A 26,560-nucleotide genomic window follows, 5' to 3' on the forward strand; every position below is an offset into this window, starting at 1 on the left:
GCATGATGTCCTGTAGGAGCGCGCCTTGCGCGCGACCGGATAGGTAGAATCCCTCAAAGGCTCTATTCCAGCCGGTCGCGCGCAGGCGCGCTCCTACAAAGGCTTTTACCAGCGGTAGTTGGCGCCCAGCATCACGCCTTGCTCCCGGTGGCGGCTGGCGAAGTCGCCTACGTAATCCACCGTAAATGCCACGTGCTGGCTACGCTTTGCGCTCAGGCCCACGTTCACCACGGCATGGTTCAGCCCTTCGCTGGGCCCGGTGACCTGGAAGATGCCTTCCGGATAACCCTGCAGGTTGCCCAGGAACGCATTCTCGTGGCTATTGAAGCGATGCTGGAACAGCACCCGCGCATGCGGCGTCCACGTGCCGGTAGCGCCCCACGCGAATACCTTGTAGACCTGCACGCCCACGCCCAGCCGTGTATCGGTGGCGGACTTCGCACGCACGTCGAGGCCGGCCGCACCCAGTCCCTTGTCGCTGAAACGGCTTTCGGGCAGGCGCGTCATGTCCAGGCTGGGCAGGATCGGCTGCCAGACGATGTCGTGGCGATCACGCAGGGTCAGGCCGTGTTCGAGATGCAGCGACCAGGCATTGCCGTTGTCGTTTGAATGGCCACGCGCGGCAAACAGGGGCAGGTCGATGCCGCGATTAACGGTCTGGCGTAACCGCGTGTAGCCGAGCGAGGCATCGAGATAGCCGCCGTCGTAGCGGTAGTCGGCATAGAAGCGCGCATCCAGAGCACGCACGCGACCCTGGAAGGCACTCCCGCTGTCATTGGCGCGCAGCTTGCCGTAGCCAAGCGATCCGCCGATGACGACGTTGTCTTTCAGCGGCACATCCACGCCCAACATGGCGCCCGTGGTGCGCTCACGCAGGCCGGCAGCATCGCCCTGCGAATCAAGGCGGCCATGCGTTCCCAGCAGGCGGCCCCACACGGCGGTATGCCCGGCGTTGTCGGCACCAGCGACCTCATCCGGCGCCACGAGGTAGCGCATCATCGAGGCGACATCGGTACCGCGACGTGTGCCGTCGAGGCCCATGCCGGCAGCACCGTTCATGAAGGCAGCGGTAGCGCCATCGTCGGAGCCCGGGGAGACGGCGCGCACATGTTGGTCAAGCGTGCCACTGAAGTCGCTCAGCAGGCCGAGTGTCGCCGTGCGCAAGGCGGCATAGCCCTCGCCACGGATCTGGCCGGCCGCGTGGGATGCCTGGGCGACAGTGGAGAACTGCAAGGCGCCGAGCAAGGGAGTCAGCGGCGTATCGGGTCGCGTGGATGCGACGCTCAGCGCATCGCCCAGGCCGCAGCCATCGCGTCCGCAGAAGGCAGACTGGCCCTTGAACGCGTCATTGGCCTGGAGCCAGATGCCGTTGTCCTTCTGGATGAGGCTGTAGCCGATGAGGGTGCCATCGAACGGGCGGAACACCGCCTTGGATGCGTCGGTCGACGTAGGGTCGATGTCGTATCCCGCGATGGGGTGGCCATCGGCGTCGCTGCGGACCAGGTGGGTGAATCGACGGATGATGATGTCCGTGTCATCGGGGGTATTGCCGGCGGCCTTGGCTGCGGCAAGCTGCTTGTCGATGTCCGCCGAGTATCCGACGAGGGCGACCGTGTTACCCGCGGGATAGAAGCCAGGGGTGATGTTCAGGCCAAGCTGGGCTGTAGGACTGCTGATGGTCAGCCCGCTCATGCTGGTGTAGCTTCCCCCGTTGTACAGGCCGAAGCGGAGCAGGGCAGGCTGGCCGGCCTGTCCGGGGGCTATATCAAATGAGAGCGCCGCGTGACCCTCGAGTCGCGGATTGCCTGTCCAGTCGATGCCGCGCCCACCGGGGTGCAGAACGGCATTGTCCAGGAAACGTATCCTCGACCAGAGCGTCGTTTCGCCGAGCTGGCCTTCACCCGACAACGTGCTGCGGCCATTCACCTGCGCGTCGGTGATGTCGACGATGCCGCCGCGCAGGCGCATGTCGCTATCGGTGAGCAGCAATGCACCGGTCGCAGCCCGTTCGCCCGTCGACAGGGTCCATGAGGAATTCACCAGTCGCACGATGCCCCAGGCATCCCCGATCGAAATGGCTCGCGTATCGACAAGGGGGTTGCCGCTATCCTGGTTGATCATGGCGAGGTACTTCGCCGTGGCCGCTTTCGAGAAGCCCTGCGCCAGGATGATGTTCGTCAGCGCGGTCTTGCGATCCGCCGGCGACAGGGCGTTGTAGGCGGCCAGCTCAAGGTCGACGAATTCAGACGTGGAAGAAAGTGCGCCGGTGGGGGGATTGTCCAGCAGGATCGGCCCCAGGAGCGCATTGTAGAGACGGTTGGTGATGCCGACCTGTCCCGTGGCGGGATCGTACTTGTTGTAGTAGTTCGGATTGATGTTGCCGGACACGGATCGCCCCTGGATCGTCAAGGTGTCCGTGGCCATCTCGGGCGTGTGCTGGGTAACGAAGCCGGTGTTGTACACATCGTCACCGGCAAAGACCTGGTAAGCCTTGGTACCCGCGGTACCCCAGTAGACGGAGGGGTTCTTGCCGAGGGCGGGGTCCCATAGCAGGGCCAGGGTGGTGCTGCTGAACGCCTTGTCCAGGAGCGCGGCATCCGTCTTGCTCAGGTCGCCATTGGCGATGGCATCCACGAAGTGCTTGTAGAACTCCGTACCCCGGGTCGAATCGACATATTTGCCGCCGTTGCTCTGGCCATGGATCTGGATGTTCTGCTGGCCCACGACATCCTTGTTCGGGCCGCCATCGAAGGCGCGCTCGGCACCTCCGACGAACATCATCGAGCAGGCTGAAATGCAGTAGCCCGACGCAACCGTCTTCAGGTGCTGGCGTCGGGCGAGTTCCGCGATGTCATAGCCACCAACGACGGAGCCGCCGTTGGAGTTGCGCATCACGAGGGTGTCGATGGTGCGCCCCTGGGCCTGGAGTCGGGAAAGCAGGTCCGCGAGGACAAAACCATCCGCGCGCGTCACATCGCCGGACAGGATGATCTGATGCCCGTTGACGTGGAAATCCATGGCTTGCGCGGACGGTGTCGCTCCCAGTGTGCCTAGCGCCGAGGCCGTCATCGCGGCCAGCAGTTTCAACTTCATTTGGTCACCCTTCGATTGGTCATGGTGCGTGGTCGAAGGGGTGCCTTTTCCCGGGCACAGCCGCCCCCGTGGCCGTCGACGTGCATCGCGGCCCTTCTTTCGGTAACGGATGGAGATTGCGTTCCTGACCCTCCCCCTTGTCATAAGAACGCAATGCAATGGAAGTCCCCTACCAGGACTTTCGGCATGTCTAAACGGCAAAAAACAACGGCCGCCGGAGCGGCCGTTGTTCAGGCTCGGATGAGCAGGCCGGCCGAAGCCGGCCGATGGATCAGAACTTCTGGTCGTAGCTGACGTAGAAGAAGCGATCCGCGTCGAAGCCCGAGTAGTACGGCGGGACACCGGCGGTGGCCGCGTCGTAGTAGAACGGACCCTTGCGATTGAAGATGTTGTTCACACCAAGGGCGAAGGTGCCGTTCCACGGTGCGCGGTAACGCACCTGGGCATCGTTGAACGTGACCGAGCCCTTCTTGGCGATGCCCGGCGTGCCGGTATCGTTGTTGATGGCGGTCGGGTTCGAGCACTCGAAGCTGTCGACGCAGACGTCCTTCAGGCCCGAGTAGTAGCGCATGGTCCAGCTGGCACCGAAGGCCTCGTAATCCCAGTTCACCGACAGGTTCGAACGAACGCGGAACTCGCCTTCGGTCGAATTGGTGGCAACGGCCTGGTTGACCATGTAGCCCGCGAGGTGACGCACCGACGAACCCGGGCCGGCCGTTTCGTCGTACTGCTTCAGGTAGGTGCTGTCCGAAGCGATCGCGAAGGTACCGATCGAGGTTTCCGGCAGGCGGTAATGGATGCCGAAGTCGTAGCCCTGGGTCTGCAGCTTGCCGATGTTGGCCGGGCTTTCGACCAGGCCCGTGATCGTGCCGGCACCATTGCGGGTGATGCGCGAGCAGAACGACGGGATGTTCTGCACGTAGCAGAAGTTCAGCACGCCGTTGGCGGTGAGGTTGGTGATCGCGTTGTCCACCTCGACCTTGTAGTAGTCGAGGGTGAAGTCGAGGCCCGGCACATAGTGCGGGCTGTAGACCAGGCCCGCGGTGCGGGTGATCGACTTCTCGGGCTTCACGTTCACGTTGCCGCTCTGGGTAAACGGCTGCTGGCCGGAATCACCGTTGGCGCTGGTGATCGGCGTACCGTTCTGGTTGACCTGGCGGAAATTGGCCGGTACGCCCTGCGCGGCGCAGGCGCCACGGGCCGAGGCGGAGCCGAACACGGCGTCGCACGGATCGAGGTAGTTGTCGAAGGTCTGCGCCGAACCCTGGAAGAGATCCTGGATGCTCGGGGCGCGGAAGCCTTCGGCGTACGTACCGCGGACAAGCAGGTCGTCGAACGGACGGTAGCGGAAGCTGTACTTGTTGTTGGTGGTGCTGCCGAAGTTGCTGTAGTGCGAGTAACGGCTGGCGACGTTGACACCCAGCTCCTTCGCACCCGGCAGGTCACGCAGCAGGGGCACGTCGAGTTCGAGGTAGGCCTCGTTCACGATGTAGCCGCCGTTGGTCGGCTGGGTGGCCGGGTTGGTGGTGAGCTGCTGGGCATCGATGGCGTCGGGCGTGAAGCTGCCTTCTTCCTTGCGATGCTCGATACCGCCCGCGATGCTGACCGTGCCGCCCGGCAGGTCGAACAGGCCGCCGCCGACGTTGGCGCTGAAGTCATTCGTCTTCGACGTGGAGCGATCCGTGGCAAGGTAGCCCAGGTAGTTCCACAGGGCCGGGCTCATGGCCGACGGGCCACCGGCGATGTTCCACGGCAGGCAGCCGGCTGCGCGGTCGGCGGCGTTGGCGCAGGCCACCTGGCCGTTGATCACGCTGGTCGGGCCCAGTGCGGCCTTGGCGTTCGGCAGGTAGACGTTGTTGTTATAGACCTGCTTCACCTTCGACTCGGAATAGGTGTAGGTCGCGTCCCAGTTCCAGTCGTGGTTGAGGAAGGTGAAGAAGCCTTCCGCGCCCACGTCGAGGTGGGCCATCTTGTCCTTGTTGTACGTCTCACGCGGGAACTCGGTGAGGCGACGGGCGAAGTCGACATCCTGGCCCGGGAACGGGTTGTAGGCGTTCTGGCCCGAGAGCTGCAGACCGGTGGCACTGGTGCTGAACGGATAGCCGGACACCTGCGAATCGGAATCGCGCACGCTGTAGCTGCCCGTGGCGTGCAGGATCACGTTGTCGGTCAGGTTGTAGCGGTCGGTGACGAACAGGTTGCGAAGCTTGGTACCCGTGCGGAACGTGGTGTCCTTCTGGGTGTTGTAGCCCGGTGCGTCGCCCTGCGTGTAGTCGGCAAGGCTGGCGGCGTTGCCACCCGGACGCAGCACGTAGGTGTTGCCGTCCGGGCCAGTGACCGTGCCCTTGTTGGTGAGACCCAGGCGGCTGGTCGGATGACGCGGACCCTGCGGATACGTGGTGAAGTTGCGCTCGTCGCTCATCATCGGGTCGGTCTGCTGCTGCGTCGCCGACAGGATGATGGAGTTGTTCTTCGTGCTGTGGCCCCAGGTGAACTCGGCGTTCTTCTGCTTGCCGTCGCCCTTGCCGTTCTGGCCGTAGTAGACGTTGGCTTCGGCGCCGTCGAACTTCTGCTTGGTGACGATGTTGACCACGCCGCCGATGGCGTCGGAGCCGTAGATGGACGACGCGCCGTCCTTCAGGACGTCGATGCGATCGATGATGGAGACCGGGATCGTGGAGATGTCGGTCAGGCCGGAGAGGTTGGTGCTCCAGCGACGGCCATTGACCAGCACCAGGGTGCGCTTCGAGCCGAGGTTGCGGATGTTGACGCAGTTGCCGCCGACACCGTCACCGTTGGCGAGCGGGTTCTGGTTGGTGATGTCCGGGGTGCCGGCCGAGGGAAGGCGGGCGAGGATTTCGTTGACGTTGGTGAGGCCGGTGGCCTTGATCGCCTGCTGATCCATGGTGAAGACAGGCTGTGCCGTCTCGACGTCCACGGAGCGGATGCGCGAGCCGGTGACGGTCACGGTTTCCAGGTTTTGCGTCTTGGCCGGTGCGGCTGCCGGAGCGGCATCCTGGGCGTAGGCCGCCGCCGAAAGAAGACACGCGCTCAGCGCAACGACAAGTGCGGTGCGCTTGGGAGCGCTCCGGAAGGAATGCGAATTCATGCTGGTTCTCCGCGTCCCGCCTCGCGACGGAACGGCAACTTCGGAAGACGGCGCCTTGGGCCGTCGGTGGGGTAACGCGGGGAAGGGTGGGGAAACCCGGGCCGTCCATTCCCCCTGACATGACGGCGTAACAACAACATAACGCGCGCGTCACTTGTCCTACAAGATGGTTTTGTCCAATTTGTGAAGTTTCGCAAGTTCTTGGAAGGGCGCGCCTTGCGTGCGACCGGTCATATCGCGGAAATCGGTCGCGCGCAGGCGCGCTCCTGCAAAAAAATGCGAGGCATAAAAAAACGCACCGCACCCGTTTCCGGATGCGATGCGCAAAAGAACCCGGCATGGAATGGCGCCATGGCGACGCCATCCCGGCAGGATCAGAACTTCTGGTCGTAGCTCATGTAGACGTAACGATCCACGTCGAAGCCCGGGTAGTACGGCGGCACGCCACCGGTTATCACGTCGTTGTAGAACGGCCCCTTGCGGTTGAAGAGGTTGTTTACGCCGACGGTGAAGGTGCCCTTCCAAGGTGCCGTGTAGTGCACCTGAGCATCGTTGAACGTCACCGAGCCACGGTTGATCACGCCCGCGTTGCCCGAATCGTTGTTGATTTCGCTCGGGTTGGAGCACTCGAAATCATCAACGCAGGTGTCCTTCAGGCGCGAGAAGTAACGCATGGTCCAGCTGGCACCGAACGCACCCTTCTCCCAGGAAAGCGTGAGGTTGGAACGCACGCGGAACTCACCCTGCACGGAGCTGGTGGCAACCGCCTGGTTGACCACGTAGCCCGCCAGGTGACGCACGGCGGCGCCCGGACCGGCCGTTTCGTCGTACTGCTTCAGGTAGGTGCTGTCCGAAGCGATCGAGAACGTACCGATCGAGGTTTCCGGCAGGCGGTAATGCACGCCAAAGTCGTAACCCTGCGTCTGGATCTTGCCGACGTTGGCCGGGCTCTCGATGACATTGGTGACCGTGCCGGCCGCGTCACGCGTGATGAACTGGCAGAACTGCGGCAGGTTCTGGATGTAGCAGTAGTTCAGGATGCCGGCGGCGCCCTGCGAGGTGATGGCGTTGTTCACCTCGATCTTGTAGTAGTCGAGCGTGAAATCCAGGCCCGGCACGAAGTGCGGGCTGTAGACGAAGCCGGCCGTGCGGGTGATGGAGGTTTCCGGCTTCACGTTCGGGTTACCCTGCTGCGTGAAGGGTTGCGTCGTCGGCGCACCCGCGGCGTTCGTGATCGGTACACCCGTCGCGTCTGCCTGGCGGTAGTTAGCCGGCACGCCCTGTGCTGCGCACAACGGCTTGGCCGAAGCTGCGCCGAACACGGCATCGCACGGGTCGAGGTAGGTATCGAAACTTTGCGCCGAACCCTGGTACAGGTCGGCGATGCTCGGGGCGCGGAAGCCCTGGGCGTAGGTGCCGCGAATGAACAGGTCTTCGAACGGACGATAGCGGAAGCTGTACTTGCTGTTGGTGGTGCTGCCGAAGTTGCTGTAGTGCGAATAACGGCTGGCGACGTTGACGCCCAGCTCCTTTGCGAACGGCAGGTCACGCAGCAGCGGTACGTCGAGTTCGACGTAGCCTTCGTTCACGATGTAGCCACCGCTCGTCGGCGACGAGGCATTGTTGCTGGTGAGGCCTGCCGCGTCGTTGGCGTCGGGCGTGAAGCTGCCCTGTTCCTTCCGATGCTCGTAGCCGGTAGCGATGCTGACCGTGCCGCCCGGCAGGTCGAACAGGCCCCCGCTGACATTGGCGGAGAAATCATTGGTTTTAGCGTGGGTGTACGAGACCGAATCGTAGCCGATGTACTTCCACAGGGCCGGTGTCATGCCGGCATTGCCCGCTGCGAAGTTCCAGGGCGTGCAGCCTGCAGCGCGGTCGACGGCATTGGCACAGGCGATCTGGCCGTTGATCATCGTCGTCGGGCCAAGAGCCGCCTGTGCGCGCGGCAGGAAGATGTTGCCGGCGTTGGTCTGGCGAACGTTCGAGTCGGAATAGGTGTAGGTCGCGTCCCAGTTCCAGTCGTGGTTGAGGAAGGTGAAGAAGCCTTCCGCGCCCACGTCGAGGTGGGCCATCTTGTCCTTGAAGTAGCTGTCACGCGGCTCGTCGATCAGGCGGCGCGAGATGTCCACGTCCTGGCCCGGGAACGGGTTGTAGCCGTTCTGGCCAGACAGGTCGAGACCGGTGTTGCCGGTGGTCACCGGGAAGCCGGCCACCTGCGAATCAGAATCGCGCACGCTATAGGTGCCAGTGGCGTGCAGGATGATGTTGTCGGTCAGGTTGTAGCGGTCACTGACGAACAGGTTGCGCAGCTTGGTACCCGTGCGGAACATGGTGTCCTGCTGGGTGTTGTAGCCGGCCGGGTTGCCCACCGAGTAATCGGCGAGGTTGGCGGCGTTGCCGCCCGGGTTCAGCTGCAGCTTGTCGCCGTTGTTCGGATTGATGATCGAAGCAACGCCCGACAGGCCAAGGCCGGTGCCCTGGTGACGTGGGCCGTTCTGGAAGCTGGTCAGGTAGCGGTCACGGCTCATTAGCGGATCGGTCTGCTGCTGCGTGGCCGACAGGATGAGCGAGTTGTTGGCGGTGCTGTGACCCCAGGTGAAATCGGCGTTCTTCTGCTTGCCGTCGGCCTTGCCGTTCTCACCGAAGTACACATTGGCTTCGGCGCCGTCGAACTTCTGCTTGGTGATGATGTTGACCACGCCACCGATGGCATCGGAGCCGTAGATCGAGGACGCGCCGTCCTTGAGGACGTCGATGCGATCGATGATCGATACGGGGATGGTCGAAAGATCGGTCAGGCCATTGATGGACGTGCTCCAGCGGCGGCCGTTCACCAGCACGAGGGTGCGGGCGGCGCCGAGGTTGCGCAGGCTGACGAAGTTGCCGCCGACGTCCGAACCTTCAGCAAGCGGGTTCTGGTTGGTGATGTCCGGGGTGCCGGCCGAAGGCAGGCGGGCGAGCACGTCGTTGACGTTGGTCAGGCCGGTGGCCTTGATGGCCTGCTTGTCCATGGTGAACACGGGCTGCGAGGTCTCGATGTCCACCGAACGGATGCGCGAACCGGTGACCGTGACGGTTTCCAGGTTCTGCGTCTTCGAGGCGTCGGCCTTGTCGCCGTTGTCATCGGCAAATGCTGCGGTCGAGAGCAAACACGCACTCAGGGCGACAACAAGCGCGGTGCGCTTCGGCGCGCTCCGGAAATTGAACGAATTCATGCTGGATCTCCATGCCCGGCCTGGCTACAGGACGAACGACTACTTAAGCGGCGCTTGTGGCGCCACCGATGTGAGGTTGGTTTGGCGGGGAGGGCGGGGAAACCCGGGCCGTCGATTCCCCCTCGACATGACGGCGTAACACGAACATAACGCTCGCGTCACAGGCCCTACAAGGCTGTTGCGTCTACTAAATGACGATTCGAAAGAGATTGTGGCAGCAACGTCTATCCGGCGATATTTTCGTCCAAAAAAAACCGGGGCCGGACTTGCGAATCGCAAGGATTCGCGAGCCCGGCCCCGGCTTCAGGACGATCAGAACTTCTGGTCGTAGCTCACGTAGAAGAAGCGATCGATGTCAAAGCCCGAGTAGTACGGCGGAATACCGGAGCTGGCAGCGCGGTAGTAGAACGGACCCTTGCGGTTGAAGACGTTGTTCACGCCGACCGAGAAGGTTGCGTTCCACGGTGCGCGGTAACGGAACTGCGCATCGTTGAAGGTGACCGAACCCTTCTTCGCCACGCCCAGCTGACCGCTGTCGTTGTTGACTTCCGTCGGGTTGGAGCACTCGAAGGAGTCATAGCAGCTGTCCTTCAGGCCCGAGAAGTAGCGCATGGTCCAGCTCGCGCCGAACGACTGGTAATCCCAGTTCAGCGAAAGATTGGAACGCACGCGGAACTGGCCTTCCACGCCACCGGTGGCTACCGACTGCTTGACCATGTAGCCGGCGAGGTGGCGCACGGCCGAACCCGGTCCCGGGGTTTCGTCGTACTGCTTCAGGTAGCTGCTGTCGGAGTAGACGGCGAACGTACCGATCGAGGTTTCCGGCAGGCGGTAGTGCACGCCGAAGTCGTAACCCTGCGTCTGGATCTTGCCGACGTTGGCCGGCGATTCCACCAGGTTGCTGATGGCACCGGTCTTGTCGCGGCTGACGTACTGGCAGAACTGCGGCAGGTTCTGGATGTAGCAGAAATTGAGGATGCTGTCGGAGCTGAGCGTGGTGATCGCGTTGTTGATCTGGACCTTGTAGAAGTCCAGGGTGAAGTCCAGGCCCTGCACGTAGTGCGGGCTGTAGACGATGCCCGCGGTGCGGGTGATCGACTTCTCGGGCTTCACGTTGCGATTGCCGGCGATGGTGAACGGCGTGGCGCCCGCATCACCGTTGGCACTGCTGACCGGCTGGCCGTTCTGGTTGATCTGGCGGAAGTTGGCCGGCACGCCCTGGGCGGCGCAGGCACCACGACCGGCGGACACGCCGAACTTGCTGTCGCAGGGATCGAGATAGCTCTCGAAGGTCTGCTCGGCACCCTGGTAGAGGTCGGCGATGCTGGGGGCGCGGAAGCCTTCGGCATAGGTACCGCGGATCAGCACGTCTTCGATCGGACGGTAGCGGAAGCTGTACTTGTTGTTGGTGGTGCTGCCGAAGTTGCTGTAGTGCGAGTAGCGGCTGGCCACGTTCACGCCCAGCTCCTGCGCACCCGGCAGGTCACGCAGCAGGGGCACGTCGAGTTCGAGGTAGGCCTCGTTCACGATGTAGCTGCCCTTGGTCGGATCGGACGACGGGTTGGTGGTGAGCTGCAGCACGTCGTTGGCGTCGGGCGAGTAGCTGCCCGATTCCTTGCGGTGCTCGACACCGCCGGCGATGCTGACCGTGCCGCCCGGCAGGTCGAACAGGCCGCCGCCGACGTTGGCGCTGAAGTCGTTGGTCTTCTGCTGCGAACGGTCGGTGGCCTGGTAGCCCAGGTAGTTCCACAAGGCCGGGCTCATGGCCGACGGACCGGCCAGGATATTCCACGGCAGGCAGCCGGCCGCACGGTCGGCGGCGTTGGCGCAGGCCACCTGGCCATTGATCACGCTCGTCGGGCCCAACGCCTTGCGGGCGTTCGGCAGGAAGACGTTATTGGTGGCGACCTGCTTGAACTTGGACTGCGAGTAGGTATACGTCGCGTCCCAGTTCCAGTCGTGGCTGAGGAAGGTGAAGAAGCCTTCTGCGCCCACGTCGAAGTGCGCCACCTTGTTCTGGAACTTGGTCTCGCGCGGGAATTCGGTCAGGCGACGCGCAAAGCCCACGTCGTTACCCGGGAACGGGTTGTAGGCATTCTGGCCCGACAGGGCCAGGCCGGGGGCCGAGTTCGAACCGAACGGATAGCCGGCCACGACCGAACGGCTGTCGCGCACGCTGTAGTTGCCCGTGGCGTGCAGCGTGATGTTGTCGGTGAGGTTGTAGCGATCGGAAACGAACAGGTTGCGCAGCTTGGTGCCGCCGCGGAAGGTCGAATCCATCTGCGTGTTGTAGCCCGGTGCGCCGCCCGCGGTGTAGTCGGCGAGGTTCGCGGCGTTGCCGCCCGGGTTCAGGGTGTACGGCTTGCCGGCCGGGCTGGTGACCACGCCCAGGCCGCTGCGGCCGTAGCCGTCGTTCGGATGGCGCGGGCCCTGCGGATAGCGGGTCAGCGCGCGGGTGCTGCTGGCCATCGGGTCGGTTTCCTGCTGCGAGGCAGCCAGGATCAGCGAGTTGTTCTTGGTGCTGTGACCCCAGGTGAACTGGGCATTCTTCTGCTTGCCGTCGCTCTTGCCGTTCTCCCCGAAGTACAGGTTGATGTCGGCGCCGTCGTACTTGTGCTTGGTGATGATGTTCACCACGCCGCCGATGGCGTCGGAGCCGTAGATCGACGAGGCGCCGTCCTTCAGGACGTCGATGCGCTCGATGATGGCGACCGGGATGGTCGACAGATCGGTCAGGCCGCCCAGGGTGGAGCTCCAGCGGCGTCCGTCCACCAGCACGAGGGTGCGCTTGGAACCCAGGTTGCGGATGTTGACGTAGGTGCCGCCAGCGCCGTCACCGTTGCTGAGCGGGCTCTGGTTGGTAAGGTCCGGGGTGCCGGTGGACGGCAGGCGGGCCAGGATCTCGTTGACGTTGGTCAGGCCGGTGGCCTTGATGGCCTTCTGGTCCAGCGTGAACACCGGCTGGGCCGTCTCGACATCCACCGAACGGATGCGCGAGCCGGTGACCGTGACGGTCTCGAGGTTCTGGGTCTTGGCGGGGTCGGCCGCCGGAGCGGCGTCCTGGGCGTAGGCCGCCGCCGAAAGCAGACAGGAGCCCAGGGCAATAGCAAGAGCGGTGCGCTGGAAGGCGCCCCGATGGTTGAACGTATTCATGGTTGATCTCCGCGCCCTGCCTCCCGGCAGGCCGTGCAACGACTACGACAGTGCGTTGGCACCGTCACGTGGGTTGTGGTGCGGGGAAGGGGTGGGGACCCCACGCCGTCGATCCCCCTCGACATAGCGGCGTAACCGCAACATAACGCTCACGTCACGCTCTGCACAAGATCTTCCGCTAAGAAAATCCTCATTTCGTCCTAAGTTGCGCTTTATTTGGACAAAACGTGCAAATTTGATGCTTTGCACAAAAAAGAGCGAGATATCGCGACATTTTCTGACGATTTACTGCTTAGATGAGCTTCACCGATGAATTATGCTCAGTGGCATGGTGAGTGCGAATCAGTCTATTACCATTTAAAATCAGTCAATTGCAATCTATCTTTCATGTCGATTCCTTGTTCATCAAATGAAGGATACTCAGCGGAAGCCATCCGCCCAGACGACTAACGAGGCAATCCCCGCATGGCAGGTTTTTCACGCTCCGATCTCGCCGATCTGAACGTCTTCCTCACCATCGCCCGGCGCGGAAGCTTTCGCCAGGCGGCGACGGAGCTGGGGCTTACGGCATCGGCCTTGAGCCATACGATGAAAAAACTCGAGGATCGCCTCGAGGTGCGCCTGCTCAACCGGACGAGCCGGTCGGTGTCGCTGACACCGGCCGGCACCGATCTGGCCGACGCCCTGTCCGAAGGACTGGAAACCATCAGTAACGGCCTGAGTGCACTGGAGGCCTATCGCGATCACGCGGTGGGTCGCCTGCGGATCAACGTGCCGCACGATGCGGCACGACTGCTGGTGTCACCGGTGCTGCCGCAGTTTTTCGAGGCGTTTCCACAGGTGCATCTCGACCTTGCGGTGGAGGATCGCCTGATCGACGTCGTGGCCGAAGGGTATGAAGCGGGTATTCGTTACGGTGCGTCTACGCCAAAGGACATGGTCGCGGTACCGCTCACGCCGCCGCTGCGCTGGGTCATCGTAGGCTCGCCGGCTTATCTTGCACGGCATGGGCGTCCGTCACGTCCTGACGATCTTCTTCAGCACTCGTGCGTGCAGATGCGTCTTGGCGACCAGACGGCGTATGCGTGGGAGCTTGGCGACGGCGATGCCATGGTACGCATCGATTGCCCGGGCAGCATCCGGGTGAACGAAAGCGCAGCCGCCATCGAAGCCGCACTCAACGGCATCGGCCTGGCCTATTGCCTCGAGTGGCGTGTGCGCGATGAGCTGGCTTCTGGGCGCCTGGAACTGGTAATGCCCGAATGGTCGTCCATGGGCCCGCCTTTCGTCATGTACTACCCCAGCCGCCGCCAGTCGCCCCCCGGCCTGCGCCAGCTGGTAGAAATGATCCGCCACCACACCGAAACCACCCTGTAGGAGCGTGCTTGCCCGCGACCGCCCTGTGCGAGGCCCTGTCGCGCGCGAGGCGCGCTCCTACAAAAGCCCACCCCTGTAGGAGCGTGCTTGCGCGCGACCGCCCTGTGCGAGGCCCTGTCGCGCGCGAGGCGCGCTCCTACAAAAGCCCACCCTTGTAGGAGCGTGCTTGCGCGCGACCGCTCTTCGCGAAACCCGGGTCGCGCGCAGGCGCGCTCCTACATGCCGGATAGTGCGTTATCGACGATGAGCTGGGGGCGGCCTTGGGAGCAGGGTTCCAGGCGTGCGGTGACGCGGTAGACGCGCTCTACCGTGGCGGGAGAGATCACATCACGCGTGTGACCAGCCGCTTCGATGCGGCCGCCGCGTAACATCGCCGTCTCGTCGCAGAAACGCAGCGCGGTGTTGAGATCGTGCAGCACGACGACCGTAACCATTGCACGCGCCCGTGTCTCCTCGACCACCATGCGCATCACCTGCAACTGATGATTAAGATCCAGCGCACTCAGCGGCTCATCGAGAAGCAGCACCGAAGGGCGTCGCACAAGCGCCTGGGCGAGCCCTGCCAATTGCCGCTGGCCTCCCGACAGCTGATCGAGAAAATGCATCGCAAGCGGATCAATGCCAAGACTCGCCAGCAACGCCATGGCTTCTTCCGGACTTGTTTTACGCCCCGATCCTGCCTGCGCCGCGGCAATCACGGACTCAAGCACACGCAGATGTACACCGGCGGGCAACGCCTGCGGCAGATAAACGGTATCGCTGCGCGCCGCTCGCCCGGAAACCACGGCAGATCCGAGCTGGATATGCCCGTGCATCGGCACCAGCCCGGCAAGCGCCCTCAGCAAGGTGGACTTGCCACTACCGTTCGGCCCGAGCAACGCGGTGACCTCGCCAGCCTGCCACGGACCGACATCCAGCCCATGCAGGATGTCACGGCCACCCAGGCGCACCTGCAAGCCACGGGCAAGCAACCCCTGGCTCATGACATCCTCCCGCTCGCCCGTACGACGATCACGAGAAAGAACGGAATACCCACCAGCGCCGTCACGATACCCACGGGAATGATGACGCCCGGCAGGATGCCCTTGGAGGCGATGGAGGCCAGCGACATCACCAACGCACCGACGGTGACGCAGCCAGGCAGGTAGAACCGGTGGTCTTCACCGAACAGCGCCCGCGCGATATGCGGCGAGATCAGGCCGATAAACCCGATCGTTCCGACGAAGGACACCGTCAGCGCGGACAGTGCCGAGACGCGAAGCAGCGTACCCAGGCGCAGTCGTTTCACATCCACGCCGAAGCTCGCCGCACGATCTTCACCAAGGCGCAGCGCCGTCATGGCCCATGACTGACGCAAGGCCAGGATCAACCCGAACAACAGGGCAATGGCGAGCACGGCCAGCTTGGTCCAGTCCGCGCGCACGAGACTGCCGAGTGTCCAGAACACCAGCCCCTGCAAGGCGTCTTCCGTCGCCACGAATTGCAACAGCGACACCAGTGCGTGGAACACGAAGACCAGCGCGATACCCATCAGCACCACGCCCGCCGTGGGCAGGGCACGCCAGCGCGCCACGCCATCGAGGATCAACGCGCTGGCAAGCGCAAACGCGAATGCATTGATCGGTACCTGCCACGACACCGGCACGCCGGGGATGTGCATGTCGAGCACGATGGCCAGTGCCGCACCGAAGGCTGCTGCTGCGGAAACACCCAGCGTATAGGGGCTTGCCAGCGGATTATTGAGGATGGTCTGCATCTCGCCGCCGGCCAGGCCGAGGCAGGCGCCCACCAGCACGGCCATCAACGCATAGGGCAGGCGCACCTGCCAGACGATGACGCCGACCTCCGGCGAGACCTTGCCGGGCGACACCAGGGCGCGCCACAGGTCACCCAGCGCGAGCGGTGACGGCCCGTGAGTGAAGTCCATCGCCACGGCGATGACGATCAGGGCCACGATGCCGAGCAGGCCCAGCACGCGCAACGCATTGAGCCGGCGATAGCGCCGGCTCGCGTCCGCATGCACCGGATCGAGCCCTTCGGAGGGAACCGGGCGCGTCACGGCTTGTCTCCGTCCACCCAGTATGTTCCGCCTGGCGGCACGGCAAGGAAGCGCTTGTACAGCTCGGCCTGCGTGGCGGCGGGATCGATGCCGGGGAAGCGCCCCGGATAGAACCAGCTCAGGAAGGCTTCGACGGCGACGATGTTGTACGGCGAGTCGTAGTAGTTGTGCCACAGGCCGTGGACATGCCCCTCGCGAATGGCCTTGATCGCCGTCAGCCCCGGGCGGGTAAGCAGTGCATCGAGCGAGCGCCGCGACTCGTCCACCGGGGTCTGCGCGCCGATGTGAAGCGCCGGGCGATCACCCTCGCGACGGCTGCCGGTGGCGACATATACCTCAGGTGCGGATGCGATTACCTGTTCCAGGTTGAGATCGCCGATCACGCCCGGCAGCAGGTCCGCCGCGATGTTGACACCTCCCGCTGCCTGCACCAGTTCACCCAGGTTGCCCTTGCCGACCGTATGGCAGCATCCGCCCCATACCCCGGCCAGCAGTTCGACGAACACCCTGGGATGCTCGCTGGCTGGCACGGATGCGACGGCGGCCTGCACGCGCGCCATGTGCTGCCGGTAGAAATCGATATAGGCCTGCGCCTGCGTCTGTCGCTGCAAGGCCTTGCCCATCAGTTCGATGCTGGGCAGCGTGTCCTTCAGCGGACTCTGGCGGAAATCCACGAACACGACCGGCACACCTGCCGCCTCGAACCGCTGCACCAGCGCGTTGTGACGACTTGGCCCATGGCCGCCGACACTGAAGATCGCCAGGTCCGGCTTCAGCGAGAGCGCCTTCTCGACACTCACGGTCGCTTCGGATGACTTGCCGATGAGCGGAATGCGGTCGATACCGGGAAAGGCCTTCTGGTAAGTAGCCCAGGTCTGCGGATCGAGCGCTTGCAGGTCACCCTGCCAGCCGACGATACGGTGCAGGGGATCCTTGCCTTCCAGCAGCGCCATTGCATATAGCAGGCGGCCTTCGCCCAGCAGCACGCGATCGACATGATCGGGCAGCGTGACGCGACGCCCCGCCATGTCGGTCACCGTCTCGCCGGCATGGGCAAGCGGGGAGACGAGGGCGAGCAGGAGGAAAGGCATGGCGCAAAGCAGGCGCCGCAGGGTGGATCGAAGGGATAGGGAGGGGATCATCGGTAGTCACTCGCGGGAGCAGGGGATTGAAAACCCCCGTGTCAGCCGCCCATTGTGTGGCGGCAACGTATTGCTGCGGTGTCGTGGATGCACGACGGCGTGTCGTGGTGTATCGGCACGTATCACACGTCGGCCCATTGCCTGAGCAGGTTGTGGTAAACGCCGGTGAGTTCCAGCAACGAGGCCTTGTCGGCCTGTTGCGCGGTGAGTCGCTGGATGGCCACGTCCATGTCGAACAGCATGCTGCGCCAGGCGTCCTGCCTGACCAGGCTCTCCACCCAGAAGAAGCTGGCCCAGCGCTCGCCTCGCGTTACCGGTTCCACCCTGTGCACGCTGCTGCCAGGGTAGACCACCATGTCGCCCGCGCCGAGCTTTACCGGATGCGTGCCGTAGGTGTCGCGGATGACCAGCTCGCCACCGTCGTAACTGTCGGCATCCGCAAGAAACAACGTACACGAGACATCGGTGCGCACGCGTTCTCGCACGCCCTTGATGCCGCGCACGGCGTTGTCCACATGAAAACCGAAGGATTCGCCATTCGCATAACGATTGAACAACGGCGGATAGATGCGGCGAGGCAGCGTGGCCGACATGAAAACGGCATTGGCCGTGAGGCGACGCATGATCTCGTCGCCCAGTGAGCGGCCGACCGGGTCGTCCTCATGTACCTGGCGGTTCTCCTTGACCGCCATGGACTGCATGCCGGCCGTGGCCTTGCCGTCGCCCCACGCAGCCCCGGCAAGGCGTTCACGCATCTGCGCTGCTTCTTCGGGGGTGAATACACCGGGGATCGTGAGCATCATGGTTGGCGATTCCTCAGAACGACAGGTCCGCGCTGACTACCGTGGTGCGTCCTGCACCGGGTACGCCATAAAGCTGGAAGCCATCCAGCGAGGCGCCGATGCGCGCGTAGTAGAAGGTGTTGAAGAGGTTGTTCACACTGAGGTTCAGGTGAAGATGGTCGTTCACGCGGTAGCGCGCGGCGAGGCTGTGCACCCAGTACGACGGCGCCTTGTCCGTATCGAGCACATAGATCGGATACACACCCGATGGCCCCACGGCATAGCTGCTGTTGTTGTTCTGGCCACCGACATAGCGGTTATCGCTGAAGCGCTGCTTGCCGACGTACTGTGCGCCGTAGCTCAGCGACAGGTCCGGGGTGACGGCATACGTCGTCCACAGGTTGCCTGACCATCCCGGCACGTTCTTGGCAGCGAGGCCTTCATTGGCTCCCTTGGTCTGGCGGCTGATGAGGCGCGACAACCCCGCGAAAATCGACCACCGATCGCTGAGCTGGCCTTGTGCGCCCAGCTCGAAGCCATCGACCCGCTTGGCCGGCAATGCGCGAACGGGCGAGGTTTCACCCTCCTGGTATTCCCACGAGTTGCTCAGCTGCGTGCGGAACACGGCGCCGGTAAGGCCCAGTTGTCCGTCGAGAAGATCCCACTTGCTGCCCAGTTCCCAGGTGCTGGACTTGGCCGGGGTGTAGGCATTGGTGCTGACCGAGCCGTAGATGAGGTTGTTGGTGGTGGCGCCCAGCGCGGACGGCTCGGCGGCCTGGCTGTAGGACACATAGATGCTGCCCGGCTCCACTGGTTTGTAGACCACGCCAGCGCGCCCGCTCCAGGCGCCATCGTCGCTGCGCGTGGGCTTGGTACCGACCTGGGTGGTGCGTGCCTGCCAGTAGTCGTAGCGCAGCGAGGCGAGGGCCTGCCACTGCGGTGCGAGCGTGATGGTGTCCGATACGTAAGCCGCAGCATCCGTCACCGTGGAACGCGGCTGGCCGAGGCCCTTGCGCGTCCAGGTGCCCGGAAAATCATGCGACGGGTCGGAGAGGTTGAACCACAGGTCGCCGGCGGGTACGTAGGCGTTACGTGCGAGGCCGCCGTAGCTTTCGCGATAGAGCTCGATACCCGTCACCAGATCGTGTTTCCACGTACCCGTGTTGAAATGCAGGGTCACGTCGCTCTGGTTGTCCAGCATCGTGTAGCGCGTGGACGTACCGAAGTCGTTGCCGCGCAGGATGCCGTAGTCCTGGTTATCGAGATTGGCAAAGCCGGTATATGACGGCACGCCCGAGGCATTGGATAGCGGGCCCACGCCGATGTAACCGAGCGTTGCGCAGCGTGGCCCGGTACAGGTCTTCTTGCCGTTCGCGCCGGCCGAGAAGAAGCGGGCAGGCGACAGCGCCGAGAAGTTATCCGTGCGCTGCCAGCGCGTCTGGTTGCGCAGGTGTACGTCATCGCTGGCTTCGTGCTCGATCTTCAGCGTGAGCGAATCGCTGGCGGTCTGCTGCGTATAGATGCCGGCCGCGCCATACCATGCCGATCGCGGTACGCCCGGCATCGGATCACCGTGGGTGCCGCGCTGGATGGGTATGCCGCCATCGGGCACGTTGCGGTCGCGCTGGTGAAAGCCATCGATATAGACGTGGGTCGGGCCATCCAGCCCGAAGCCCAGTGATGCCGCCACGCCGCGCCGGTCGTAATCGGTCGTGTCTCGATCGACCACGCCGTTGCGATGGCCCATGACATTGATGCGCAGGGCGGTGCCGTCGCCCAGCTTGTGGTTGATGTCGGCGGTGAGGCGGCGGTATTCCGCGGACCCGGCACCGATGGACACATGGTTGAAGTCGGCAAGCTTTGCTTCCTTGCTCACCAGGTTCACGCTGCCGCCGACGGCTGCCACGCCGGATTCGACCGAGCCGGTGCCCTTGTAGACCTCGACCTGATCGAGGTCGAACGTGTCAGTGCGGCTGGACATGCCGCCGTCGCGCACGCCGTCCACGGTGAGACTCTGCTCCGACGAAAAGCCACGAATGGTGAACAGGTCACCCCAGCCCAGGTTGCCTTCGCCCGACATGAAGGTGATGCCCGGCACGTTGCGCAGCACATCCTGCAAGGTCTGCGCGTTCTGCTCGTCGAGCACGGCCTTGGGCACGATGGTGATGCTCTGCGGGGTATCGCGCAGCGGCTGGGTGAACCTGGGCGACGACACCTCGTCGATCTTGTAAGGTGTGGCCGCCTGTGCATCCACCTGGATCGACGGCAGGTTCGACGTCTGCTTTTTCGGCGTATCCGCATCGTTTTCCGCGGCATGCGCCCCAGGGGCAAACGTGGCCAGCGCCCCGAAGGCAAGGCCGAGGGCGAGGGAGGCGGAGAGGTTGGGGCGGTCGGCGTGCGGCTGGAACATGGGGTCTCCCTGTGGCGAGCGATTGCGTCACGAAGCTCGCTTCCACAGGTGGTGGTGCTGGCTTGGAACAATTCTCATTTCGATGTGGATAGACTAGGTCCCGGATGTTTTGCACGATTGTCGGAACCGACATGACTCGTATCGATATGTATTGGAATGTATTGACGCCAGCCTTTCCCGGGAGGTGCCTGTGATGCAGATGCGCGCCCGCTCACTGCTCGTGGTCGACGACGACCCCGACATCCGCGCACTGCTGGGCGAATACCTCGCCGACGCCGGCTTCCGGGTAAGTGCCGCCGCCGATGGTCCGTCCATGTGGGCGGCGATGCGCGAGGAGATGCCGGATGCGGTGATCCTGGACCTCATGCTGCCGGGGGAGGACGGCCTCAGCCTCTGTCGCACGTTGCGTGCCACCACCCAGGTGGGCATCGTGATGCTTACGGCGCGCGGCACCTTGCTCGATCGCATCGTGGGGCTTGAGGTCGGTGCGGACGATTACCTGCCCAAGCCGTTCGACCCGCGCGAACTGCTTGCGCGCGTGAAGGCGGTATTGCGCCGCCATGATGCCGTGCAGGGCGAAGGTATCGCGCGTCCGGCCGAACCATCCACCGAGGCGCCATTCCTCGTTTTTGCGGACTGGCGGCTTGATGTCGTGGCCCGGCAGTTGCTATCGCCCGAGGGCAAGGCAATCAGCCTGGGCGGCTCGGATTTCCGCACGATGAAAACCCTGCTGGATCATCCGCGCCGACCTCTGTCGCGCGACTTCCTGCTCGATCATGTGTTCGGTCGCAACGCGGCGCCGAATGATCGTGCCATCGATGTCTGCGTGAGTCGTCTTCGCCAGCACTTCGACGGCCGCACGCGTGGCGCGGAGATCATCCGCACCGTGCGCAACGAGGGTTACATGCTCAACGCGGAAGTCACGCGCGCCCATGCCTAGGCTCTGGCCGCAGTCACTGTCCGGGCGCATCGCGATCATCCTCGTGGTGGGCATGATCGTGTCACAGCTGATCACGGGCACGGTCTGGTACGACGCGCGCTACGGTAGCCTTGCCGATGTGCCGGTGCGCAGTGGCGCGGCCCATGTTGCCGATGTTGTACACCTGCTCGATGCGATGCCTGTTGATTCACGCGCCACCTGGGCCGCCCAGCTCATCGAGGGCGGCGTCGAGGTGCATCCCATCACGGCGCCTGGCGAGGCCATGGCCCGCAAGCACCCGCATCCGGCCGACGGCCTTCTGGCCGATATGCTTCGTTCGCAGCTGGGGCATCGCGCACTCGTGGTGCGCCCGGTGGATCTGCGCGGCGACGACGACCACCCCCTTGGCCCGGTATCCGTCTTCTTCGCGCGCATGCCCGTTGCACGGCTGGACGTGGACGCGCAGCTACGTGACGGCTCCTGGGTGAATATCCGTCTTTCGGCCGGACAGGAGGGCAGGGACGTGCGCTCGGGCCTCGCTGCGGCCGACTATTTCCTGCGCATCTACCTGCTTCGCCTGCTGGCGGTGGTGTTGCTTTCCTTCCTTGCCGTGCGCCTCGCCGTGCGCCCGCTGGAAATCCTTTCGGCGGCTGCCGAGCGCCTGGGGCGCAACCTCAACGCGGCGCCGCTGGAACCGAAGGGGCCTCGGGAGGTGCGCCAGGCGGCTCAGGTCTTCAACCTCATGCAGCAGCGCCTGCTGGATGGCATCCGCGAGCGTGCGCGCTTTCTTGCCGCCGTCTCGCATGACTTGCGTTCACCCATCACGCGCCTGCGCCTGCGTGCGGAGCGTATCGAGCCGGTTGAACTGCGCGAGAAGTTCCGCCATGAACTGGCCGAGATGGAAGCCATGATCGCAGCGACACTGGACGTGGTCAGCGGCGCGAACGTGGAAGAGGATCGCCGGCAGGTGGATGTCGATACGCTCGTGCATGCCGTTGCCGAAGATGCGATCGAAGCCGGCGGTGTCGTGGAAATCCATGGCACGACCACGGCGGAAATCTGGGGCTACCCGCGCTCGCTCCGGCGTTGCCTGCAAAACCTGATCGAGAACGCGATGCGCTATGCCGGTGGTGCCTGCACGGTATCTGTGGGTCAGGAAGAACGACATGGCCTGCAAGGAATCGCCATTATCGTCGCCGACCACGGCCCGGGGATTCCCGAGGCTTCGTTGCCCATGGTCTTCGAGCCGTTCTATCGCGTGGAAAGCTCGCGCAATCGCGAAACCGGTGGAACAGGGCTAGGCCTGGCCATCGCCCGCACCATCGCCCAGGCCCATCAAGGTGAACTCGACCTGCGCAATCGCGAAACAGGTGGGCTGGAAGCCCTGCTGTGGCTTCCGCTATCGGCTATGAACGACGTCAGCTTACCTTGATCGCGACATCGTTATTACAAGTAAACGCCTGTCACCCATTGTTTATCGCATCCTTGGCGTCGTCGTCGATCAAGGCGGCCACCTCGACGGCTGGAAATCCTACCTTCGTTGAATAGGCCACAAGTCATGTGGGGGGCGGATCGTCCCTGACGTTTATCAGGAATCAGACGTTCTCTTTCTGATCATCACGGCGGGCAACGCCTATCGTGATCATGAGTGCGCTCTGAGATTTCGCAAGAAACAATACAAGGATCGCAAGAAACTGCGATTTATCCATTAACTAAGGATGGTCATGGCGTCGTCAGAAACACTGTTCCGCGAAGGCGTGGCGCAGGCCCGTCGTGTCTCATTGAAAGGTAGCGTACGTCTTGCTTCCCCGGTCTCGCATGCTGCCTGGACGCTCGCGTCCCTGCTCGTCGGTGGCACCATCATCGGATGGTTGCTAGCTGGCCACTATACCCGGCGTGAACATGTCACCGGCACCCTGGTCCCACAGGCCGGGCTCATTGACGTGTATGCACGTGCCGCGGGACAGGTGACTCATGTCGCCGCACGCGAAGGCATGACCGTAAAGGCGGGCGATCCCTTGATCGTGTTGTCTGGCGAACGCAGCAGTGAAGCCCTGGGGGACACCTCGGCACAGATCAGCACGTTGCTGCAGGGACAACGTGAGCGCCTTCAGATCGATATCAAGGATGCCCAGCACCTGTCTGATGAGCAGGCGGCGGGTTTTCGCAACCAGCAGCGTCTCCTACAAGACCAGGTGGCACAAATCGATGCGCAGCTGGCCATTCAGCACCGGCAGGTAAGCAGTCAGCTTGCATTGCTCGAAAAGATTCGCCCACTGCTGGTCAAAGGCTACATTTCCTCCCTGCAAGTCCAGCAGCAGGAATCCCAGGAGCTGGATGCGGAAGCGCAGGTGAAAGCATTGACCCGTCAACGCTACGAGACATCACTGCAGATCGACAGCGTGATCCACCAGCTTGCCCAGCTCCCCCTTACCAGTGAAGCCAAGCTCAATGAGCTGCACCGCCAGATGGCCCAAGGGGATCAATCCCTCGCGCAAAACGAAGCAGAACGATCCGTTGTCTTGCGTGCACCATACGATGGAACGGTTTCCTCGGTCCTGATCAAGCCGGGGCAAGCTGTAAGCGCCGGGCAAGCGCTGTTGTCGCTGGTACCACGAGGGTCAGCATTGCAAGCGCAATTACTGGTACCCAGTCGGGCGATAGGCTTTGTCCATGACGGGACCGATGTGGCGCTGCATTACCAGGCTTTTCCTTACCAGAAATTTGGAGTGCATCACGGCAGGGTGACCGGTGTCTCGCGTAGCGCATTGACACCCGCCGAAGTCACTACCTTACTGGGCCAGCAGGCCACCAATGAGCCCATGTATCGCGTACAGGTGGCCTTGTCCGCGCAGAGCATCGATGCCTACGGCAAAGGCGAAGCACTCAAGCCGGGCATGGCACTGGACGCCGATTTGCTCCTGGATCGTCGGCGCCTCATTGAGTGGGTATTCGAACCGCTGTATGGCATGCGTCGTCGTGCCGAGGGCACCCGTTGATGCGCCGCCTGTCTGAATCTGCGAACGATGTGCCCACGACCGGGACCGGAGAAGGTGTCGACATGGAGTGCTCGGCCTCCGTGGACGCGAAAGCACGCCTGCATTTTGGCAGCGGCCGGCGGTTACCGCTGATACGCCAGGTCGAATCTGCGGAATGCGGCCTGGCCTGCCTTGCGATGATTGCAGGCTACTACGGTCACCATACCGACTTGCCTGCTTTACGCCGGCGTTTCTCGCTTTCCCTCAAGGGCGTCACGTTGGCGCGCCTCGTGGACATGTCGCAGTCACTTGGACTCACCGCCCGCCAGCTCCGGCTGGAGATGGACGAGCTTGGCCAGCTCCAGACGCCGTGCATCCTACATTGGGACCTGGATCATTTCGTGGTACTGCGTGAGGTCCGACGCAAGCATGTAGTGATTCATGACCCTGCGGTGGGTGAACGGGTGATATCGCTGGCCGATGTCGACCGTCACTTCACCGGAGTGGCCCTGGAACTCAGCAAGGGGCCGGATTTTCAGCGTAAGCGACCCGAACCGCCCGTGTCGCTGCGCCTCCTGGCAGGTTCCATTCAAGGACTGGGGCGAAGCCTTGCGCAGATTTTCGCGCTGGCCTTGGTGCTGGAGTTATTCGCCCTCGCAGCGCCGCAGTTCATGCAGATGGTGGTCGATCAGGTGCTCGCTGATGGTGACCGGGATTTACTGTCTTTCCTGGGGCTGAGCTTTTTATTGCTCCTGGTGCTGCAGACTACTGTATCAGCGCTGCGCACCTGGATAGTGATGTGGCTGGGGACACATATCAGCCTGAACTGGACAGGTAACGTATTCCAGCATTTGCTTCGACTTCCGCAGGCGTATTTCCTGAAGCGACATCTGGGTGACATCGTTTCGCGCTTTGGTGCCATCGATACGATTCAGCACACACTGACCACGCAGTTCATCGGCGTCATCCTTGATGGACTGATGGCCGGATTCACCTTGGTCGTGATGCTTCTCTACAGCTCCTTGCTCGCCGGACTTACAGCACTGGCATTACTTGTCTACGCGGCTTCACGAGTACTGTATTTCAGGGTTTATCAGGCATCCAACCTCAGCCAGATCGTGGTGAGCGCCAGGCAACAGAGTTGCTTCATGGAAACGGTTCGCGGAGTCCAGACCGTCCGCCTTCATAATCAGGGCCCTGCACAAGCCTCCCGGTATCTCAATGCCACGGCGGACACGCTCAACACCTCCATCGCAGTGCAGCGGCTCAACTTGTGGTTTGGATCACTCAACAGCCTGACCAGTGGCGGGCAGCGGGTAGGAATTCTGTGGCTTGGTGCATGGCTTGCCCTGAAAGGAGAGTTCAGTGCGGGCATGTTGATGGCTTTCGTGGCCTACGCAGATCAGTTCACCAGTCGCTCGGCCAGCCTGATCGACTACCTCATTCAGCTTCGGCTGATGCGCCTGCAGGGCGAGCGGCTGGCCGATATCGTACTGACCCCAGCCGAGCCCTTTACTGAGGGGAGCTACGTCGGCCCCTCACCCGAGCCTTCGATCCATTTTGAGAACGTCAGTTTTCGCTATGCAGAGGGAGAGCCATGGGTGTTGAAGGATTGTTCCTTCAGCATCGGCCCGGGCGAGTCAGTGGCCATCGTGGGGCCCTCGGGATGTGGCAAAAGCACGTTGGCCCGACTGATGCTGGGACTACTGGATCCCCAGGCCGGCACGATCCGTATCGGAAACCTCGATCTCAGGCAGCTCGGAAAGCGAAGCTATCGCGAGATGGTGGGTAGTGTAATGCAGGACGATCACCTGTTTGCGGGCTCGATCGCCGAAAACATCAGTTTCTTCGATGAGGCTGCAACACCTGAGCGCATCGAAGACGCCGCACGCCAGGCCCAGCTGCACGACGACATCATCGCCATGCCCATGGGCTACCACAGCCTGGTTGGTGATATGGGATCCAGTTTGTCCGGAGGACAGCAACAGCGCCTGCTGTTGGCTCGCGCCATCTACCGGACCCCTCGGATCCTGGTGCTCGACGAAGCCACCAGCCATCTTGATATTCCTCGAGAACGGGCGATCAGCGCCACGCTTGAGCGCATGGCCATCACGCGCGTGATGATCGCTCACCGTCCGGAGACCATTGCCAGTGCGGAGCGCGTTCTGGTGGTGCACTCGGCTCAGGTGATGGAGGCGCGACCCGCCGCTAAGCCCCTGCATTCCAGCGAGACCCATCTCCCCGACTGACACACCCAAGGAGAACGTAAGCACGACCGAACCTGAAGATAGTGTTCTGACATCAGTACAGGCTTTCCCACTGA

General features: G+C 63.1%; 15 protein-coding genes. 6 read left to right on the forward strand and 9 right to left on the reverse strand.

The features are described from left to right. Positions 1 to 105: 105 nt before the first annotated feature. Positions 106 to 3,093 carry an autotransporter domain-containing protein gene (locus HBF25_RS03055; RefSeq protein WP_166946483.1) on the reverse strand — a complete coding sequence of 996 codons (2,988 nt, stop codon included), beginning with the start codon at positions 3,091 to 3,093 and terminating at the stop codon, positions 106 to 108. A gap of 271 nt (positions 3,094 to 3,364) precedes the next feature. Next, the gene (locus HBF25_RS03060; protein ID WP_166946484.1) at positions 3,365 to 6,202 is read right to left on the reverse strand and encodes a TonB-dependent receptor plug domain-containing protein; all 2,838 of its coding nucleotides are present in this window, start codon (positions 6,200 to 6,202) and stop codon (positions 3,365 to 3,367) included. A gap of 183 nt (positions 6,203 to 6,385) precedes the next feature. On the opposite strand from HBF25_RS03060, the gene HBF25_RS03065 reads away from it, so the two are divergent. Further along, positions 6,386 to 6,595 (forward strand): hypothetical protein, encoded by a 210-nt coding sequence (locus HBF25_RS03065; protein WP_166946485.1) that lies wholly within the window; start codon positions 6,386 to 6,388, stop codon positions 6,593 to 6,595. Here HBF25_RS03065 and HBF25_RS03070 read toward each other — a convergent pair. Together HBF25_RS03070 and HBF25_RS03075 are read right to left on the reverse strand one after the other, a co-directional pair. Then, complete coding sequence (locus HBF25_RS03070; RefSeq protein WP_166946486.1) at positions 6,577 to 9,417, reverse strand: TonB-dependent receptor plug domain-containing protein; 2,841 nt, start codon at positions 9,415 to 9,417, stop codon at positions 6,577 to 6,579. The two genes, HBF25_RS03065 and HBF25_RS03070, sit on opposite strands and share 19 nt — an antisense overlap. A gap of 312 nt (positions 9,418 to 9,729) precedes the next feature. Then, positions 9,730 to 12,570, reverse strand: a complete 2,841-nt coding sequence (locus tag HBF25_RS03075; protein ID WP_166946487.1) for a TonB-dependent receptor plug domain-containing protein — start codon at positions 12,568 to 12,570, stop codon at positions 9,730 to 9,732. A 465-nt stretch (positions 12,571 to 13,035) separates the two neighbouring features. Here HBF25_RS03075 and HBF25_RS03080 point away from each other — a divergent pair, with 465 nt between their 5' ends. After that, positions 13,036 to 13,947: a LysR family transcriptional regulator gene (locus HBF25_RS03080; protein ID WP_166946488.1), complete on the forward strand. Its 912-nt coding sequence runs from the start codon at positions 13,036 to 13,038 to the stop codon at positions 13,945 to 13,947. A 215-nt stretch (positions 13,948 to 14,162) separates the two neighbouring features. Here the strand turns inward: HBF25_RS03080 and HBF25_RS03085 are convergent, their stop codons facing one another. The 5 genes from HBF25_RS03085 to HBF25_RS03105 all read right to left on the reverse strand — a co-directional run bounded on the left by HBF25_RS03085 (position 14,163) and on the right by HBF25_RS03105 (position 20,340). Then, entirely contained in the window at positions 14,163 to 14,930 is a 768-nt protein-coding gene (locus HBF25_RS03085) for an ABC transporter ATP-binding protein (RefSeq protein ID WP_166946489.1), read from the reverse strand. Continuing rightward, complete coding sequence (locus tag HBF25_RS03090; RefSeq protein ID WP_250877034.1) at positions 14,927 to 16,006, reverse strand: FecCD family ABC transporter permease; 1,080 nt, start codon at positions 16,004 to 16,006, stop codon at positions 14,927 to 14,929. Before HBF25_RS03090 ends, HBF25_RS03085 begins: the two co-directional genes overlap by 4 nt. Then, positions 16,003 to 17,097 carry an ABC transporter substrate-binding protein gene (locus HBF25_RS03095; protein WP_208392392.1) on the reverse strand — a complete coding sequence of 365 codons (1,095 nt, stop codon included), beginning with the start codon at positions 17,095 to 17,097 and terminating at the stop codon, positions 16,003 to 16,005. Before HBF25_RS03095 ends, HBF25_RS03090 begins: the two co-directional genes overlap by 4 nt. Positions 17,098 to 17,270: 173 nt before the next feature. Beyond that, positions 17,271 to 17,951, reverse strand: a complete 681-nt coding sequence (locus tag HBF25_RS03100) for a Fe2+-dependent dioxygenase (protein ID WP_166946491.1) — start codon at positions 17,949 to 17,951, stop codon at positions 17,271 to 17,273. Positions 17,952 to 17,964: 13 nt separating this feature from the next. Further along, positions 17,965 to 20,340, reverse strand: coding sequence for a TonB-dependent receptor (locus tag HBF25_RS03105; RefSeq protein ID WP_166946492.1), 2,376 nt, complete (start codon positions 20,338 to 20,340; stop codon positions 17,965 to 17,967). Between the two features lie 193 nt (positions 20,341 to 20,533). Here HBF25_RS03105 and HBF25_RS03110 point away from each other — a divergent pair, with 193 nt between their 5' ends. The 4 genes from HBF25_RS03110 to HBF25_RS03125 all read left to right on the forward strand — a co-directional run bounded on the left by HBF25_RS03110 (position 20,534) and on the right by HBF25_RS03125 (position 26,486). After that, a complete protein-coding gene (locus HBF25_RS03110; protein WP_208392393.1) occupies positions 20,534 to 21,280 on the forward strand; it encodes a response regulator in 747 nt (248 codons plus the stop codon). Next, complete coding sequence (locus tag HBF25_RS03115) at positions 21,273 to 22,691, forward strand: ATP-binding protein (RefSeq protein ID WP_166946493.1); 1,419 nt, start codon at positions 21,273 to 21,275, stop codon at positions 22,689 to 22,691. Before HBF25_RS03110 ends, HBF25_RS03115 begins: the two co-directional genes overlap by 8 nt. Before the next feature lie 292 nt (positions 22,692 to 22,983). After that, entirely contained in the window at positions 22,984 to 24,258 is a 1,275-nt protein-coding gene (locus HBF25_RS03120; RefSeq protein WP_166946494.1) for an HlyD family secretion protein, read from the forward strand. After that, the gene (locus HBF25_RS03125) at positions 24,258 to 26,486 is read left to right on the forward strand and encodes a peptidase domain-containing ABC transporter (protein WP_243853014.1); all 2,229 of its coding nucleotides are present in this window, start codon (positions 24,258 to 24,260) and stop codon (positions 26,484 to 26,486) included. The genes HBF25_RS03120 and HBF25_RS03125 overlap by 1 nt, the downstream gene beginning before the upstream one ends. Positions 26,487 to 26,560 lie beyond the last annotated feature (74 nt).

Origin of the sequence: Luteibacter anthropi (assembly GCF_011759365.1) — a bacterium.
In the GTDB taxonomy this organism is placed as follows: Bacteria; Pseudomonadota; Gammaproteobacteria; order Xanthomonadales; family Rhodanobacteraceae; genus Luteibacter; species Luteibacter anthropi.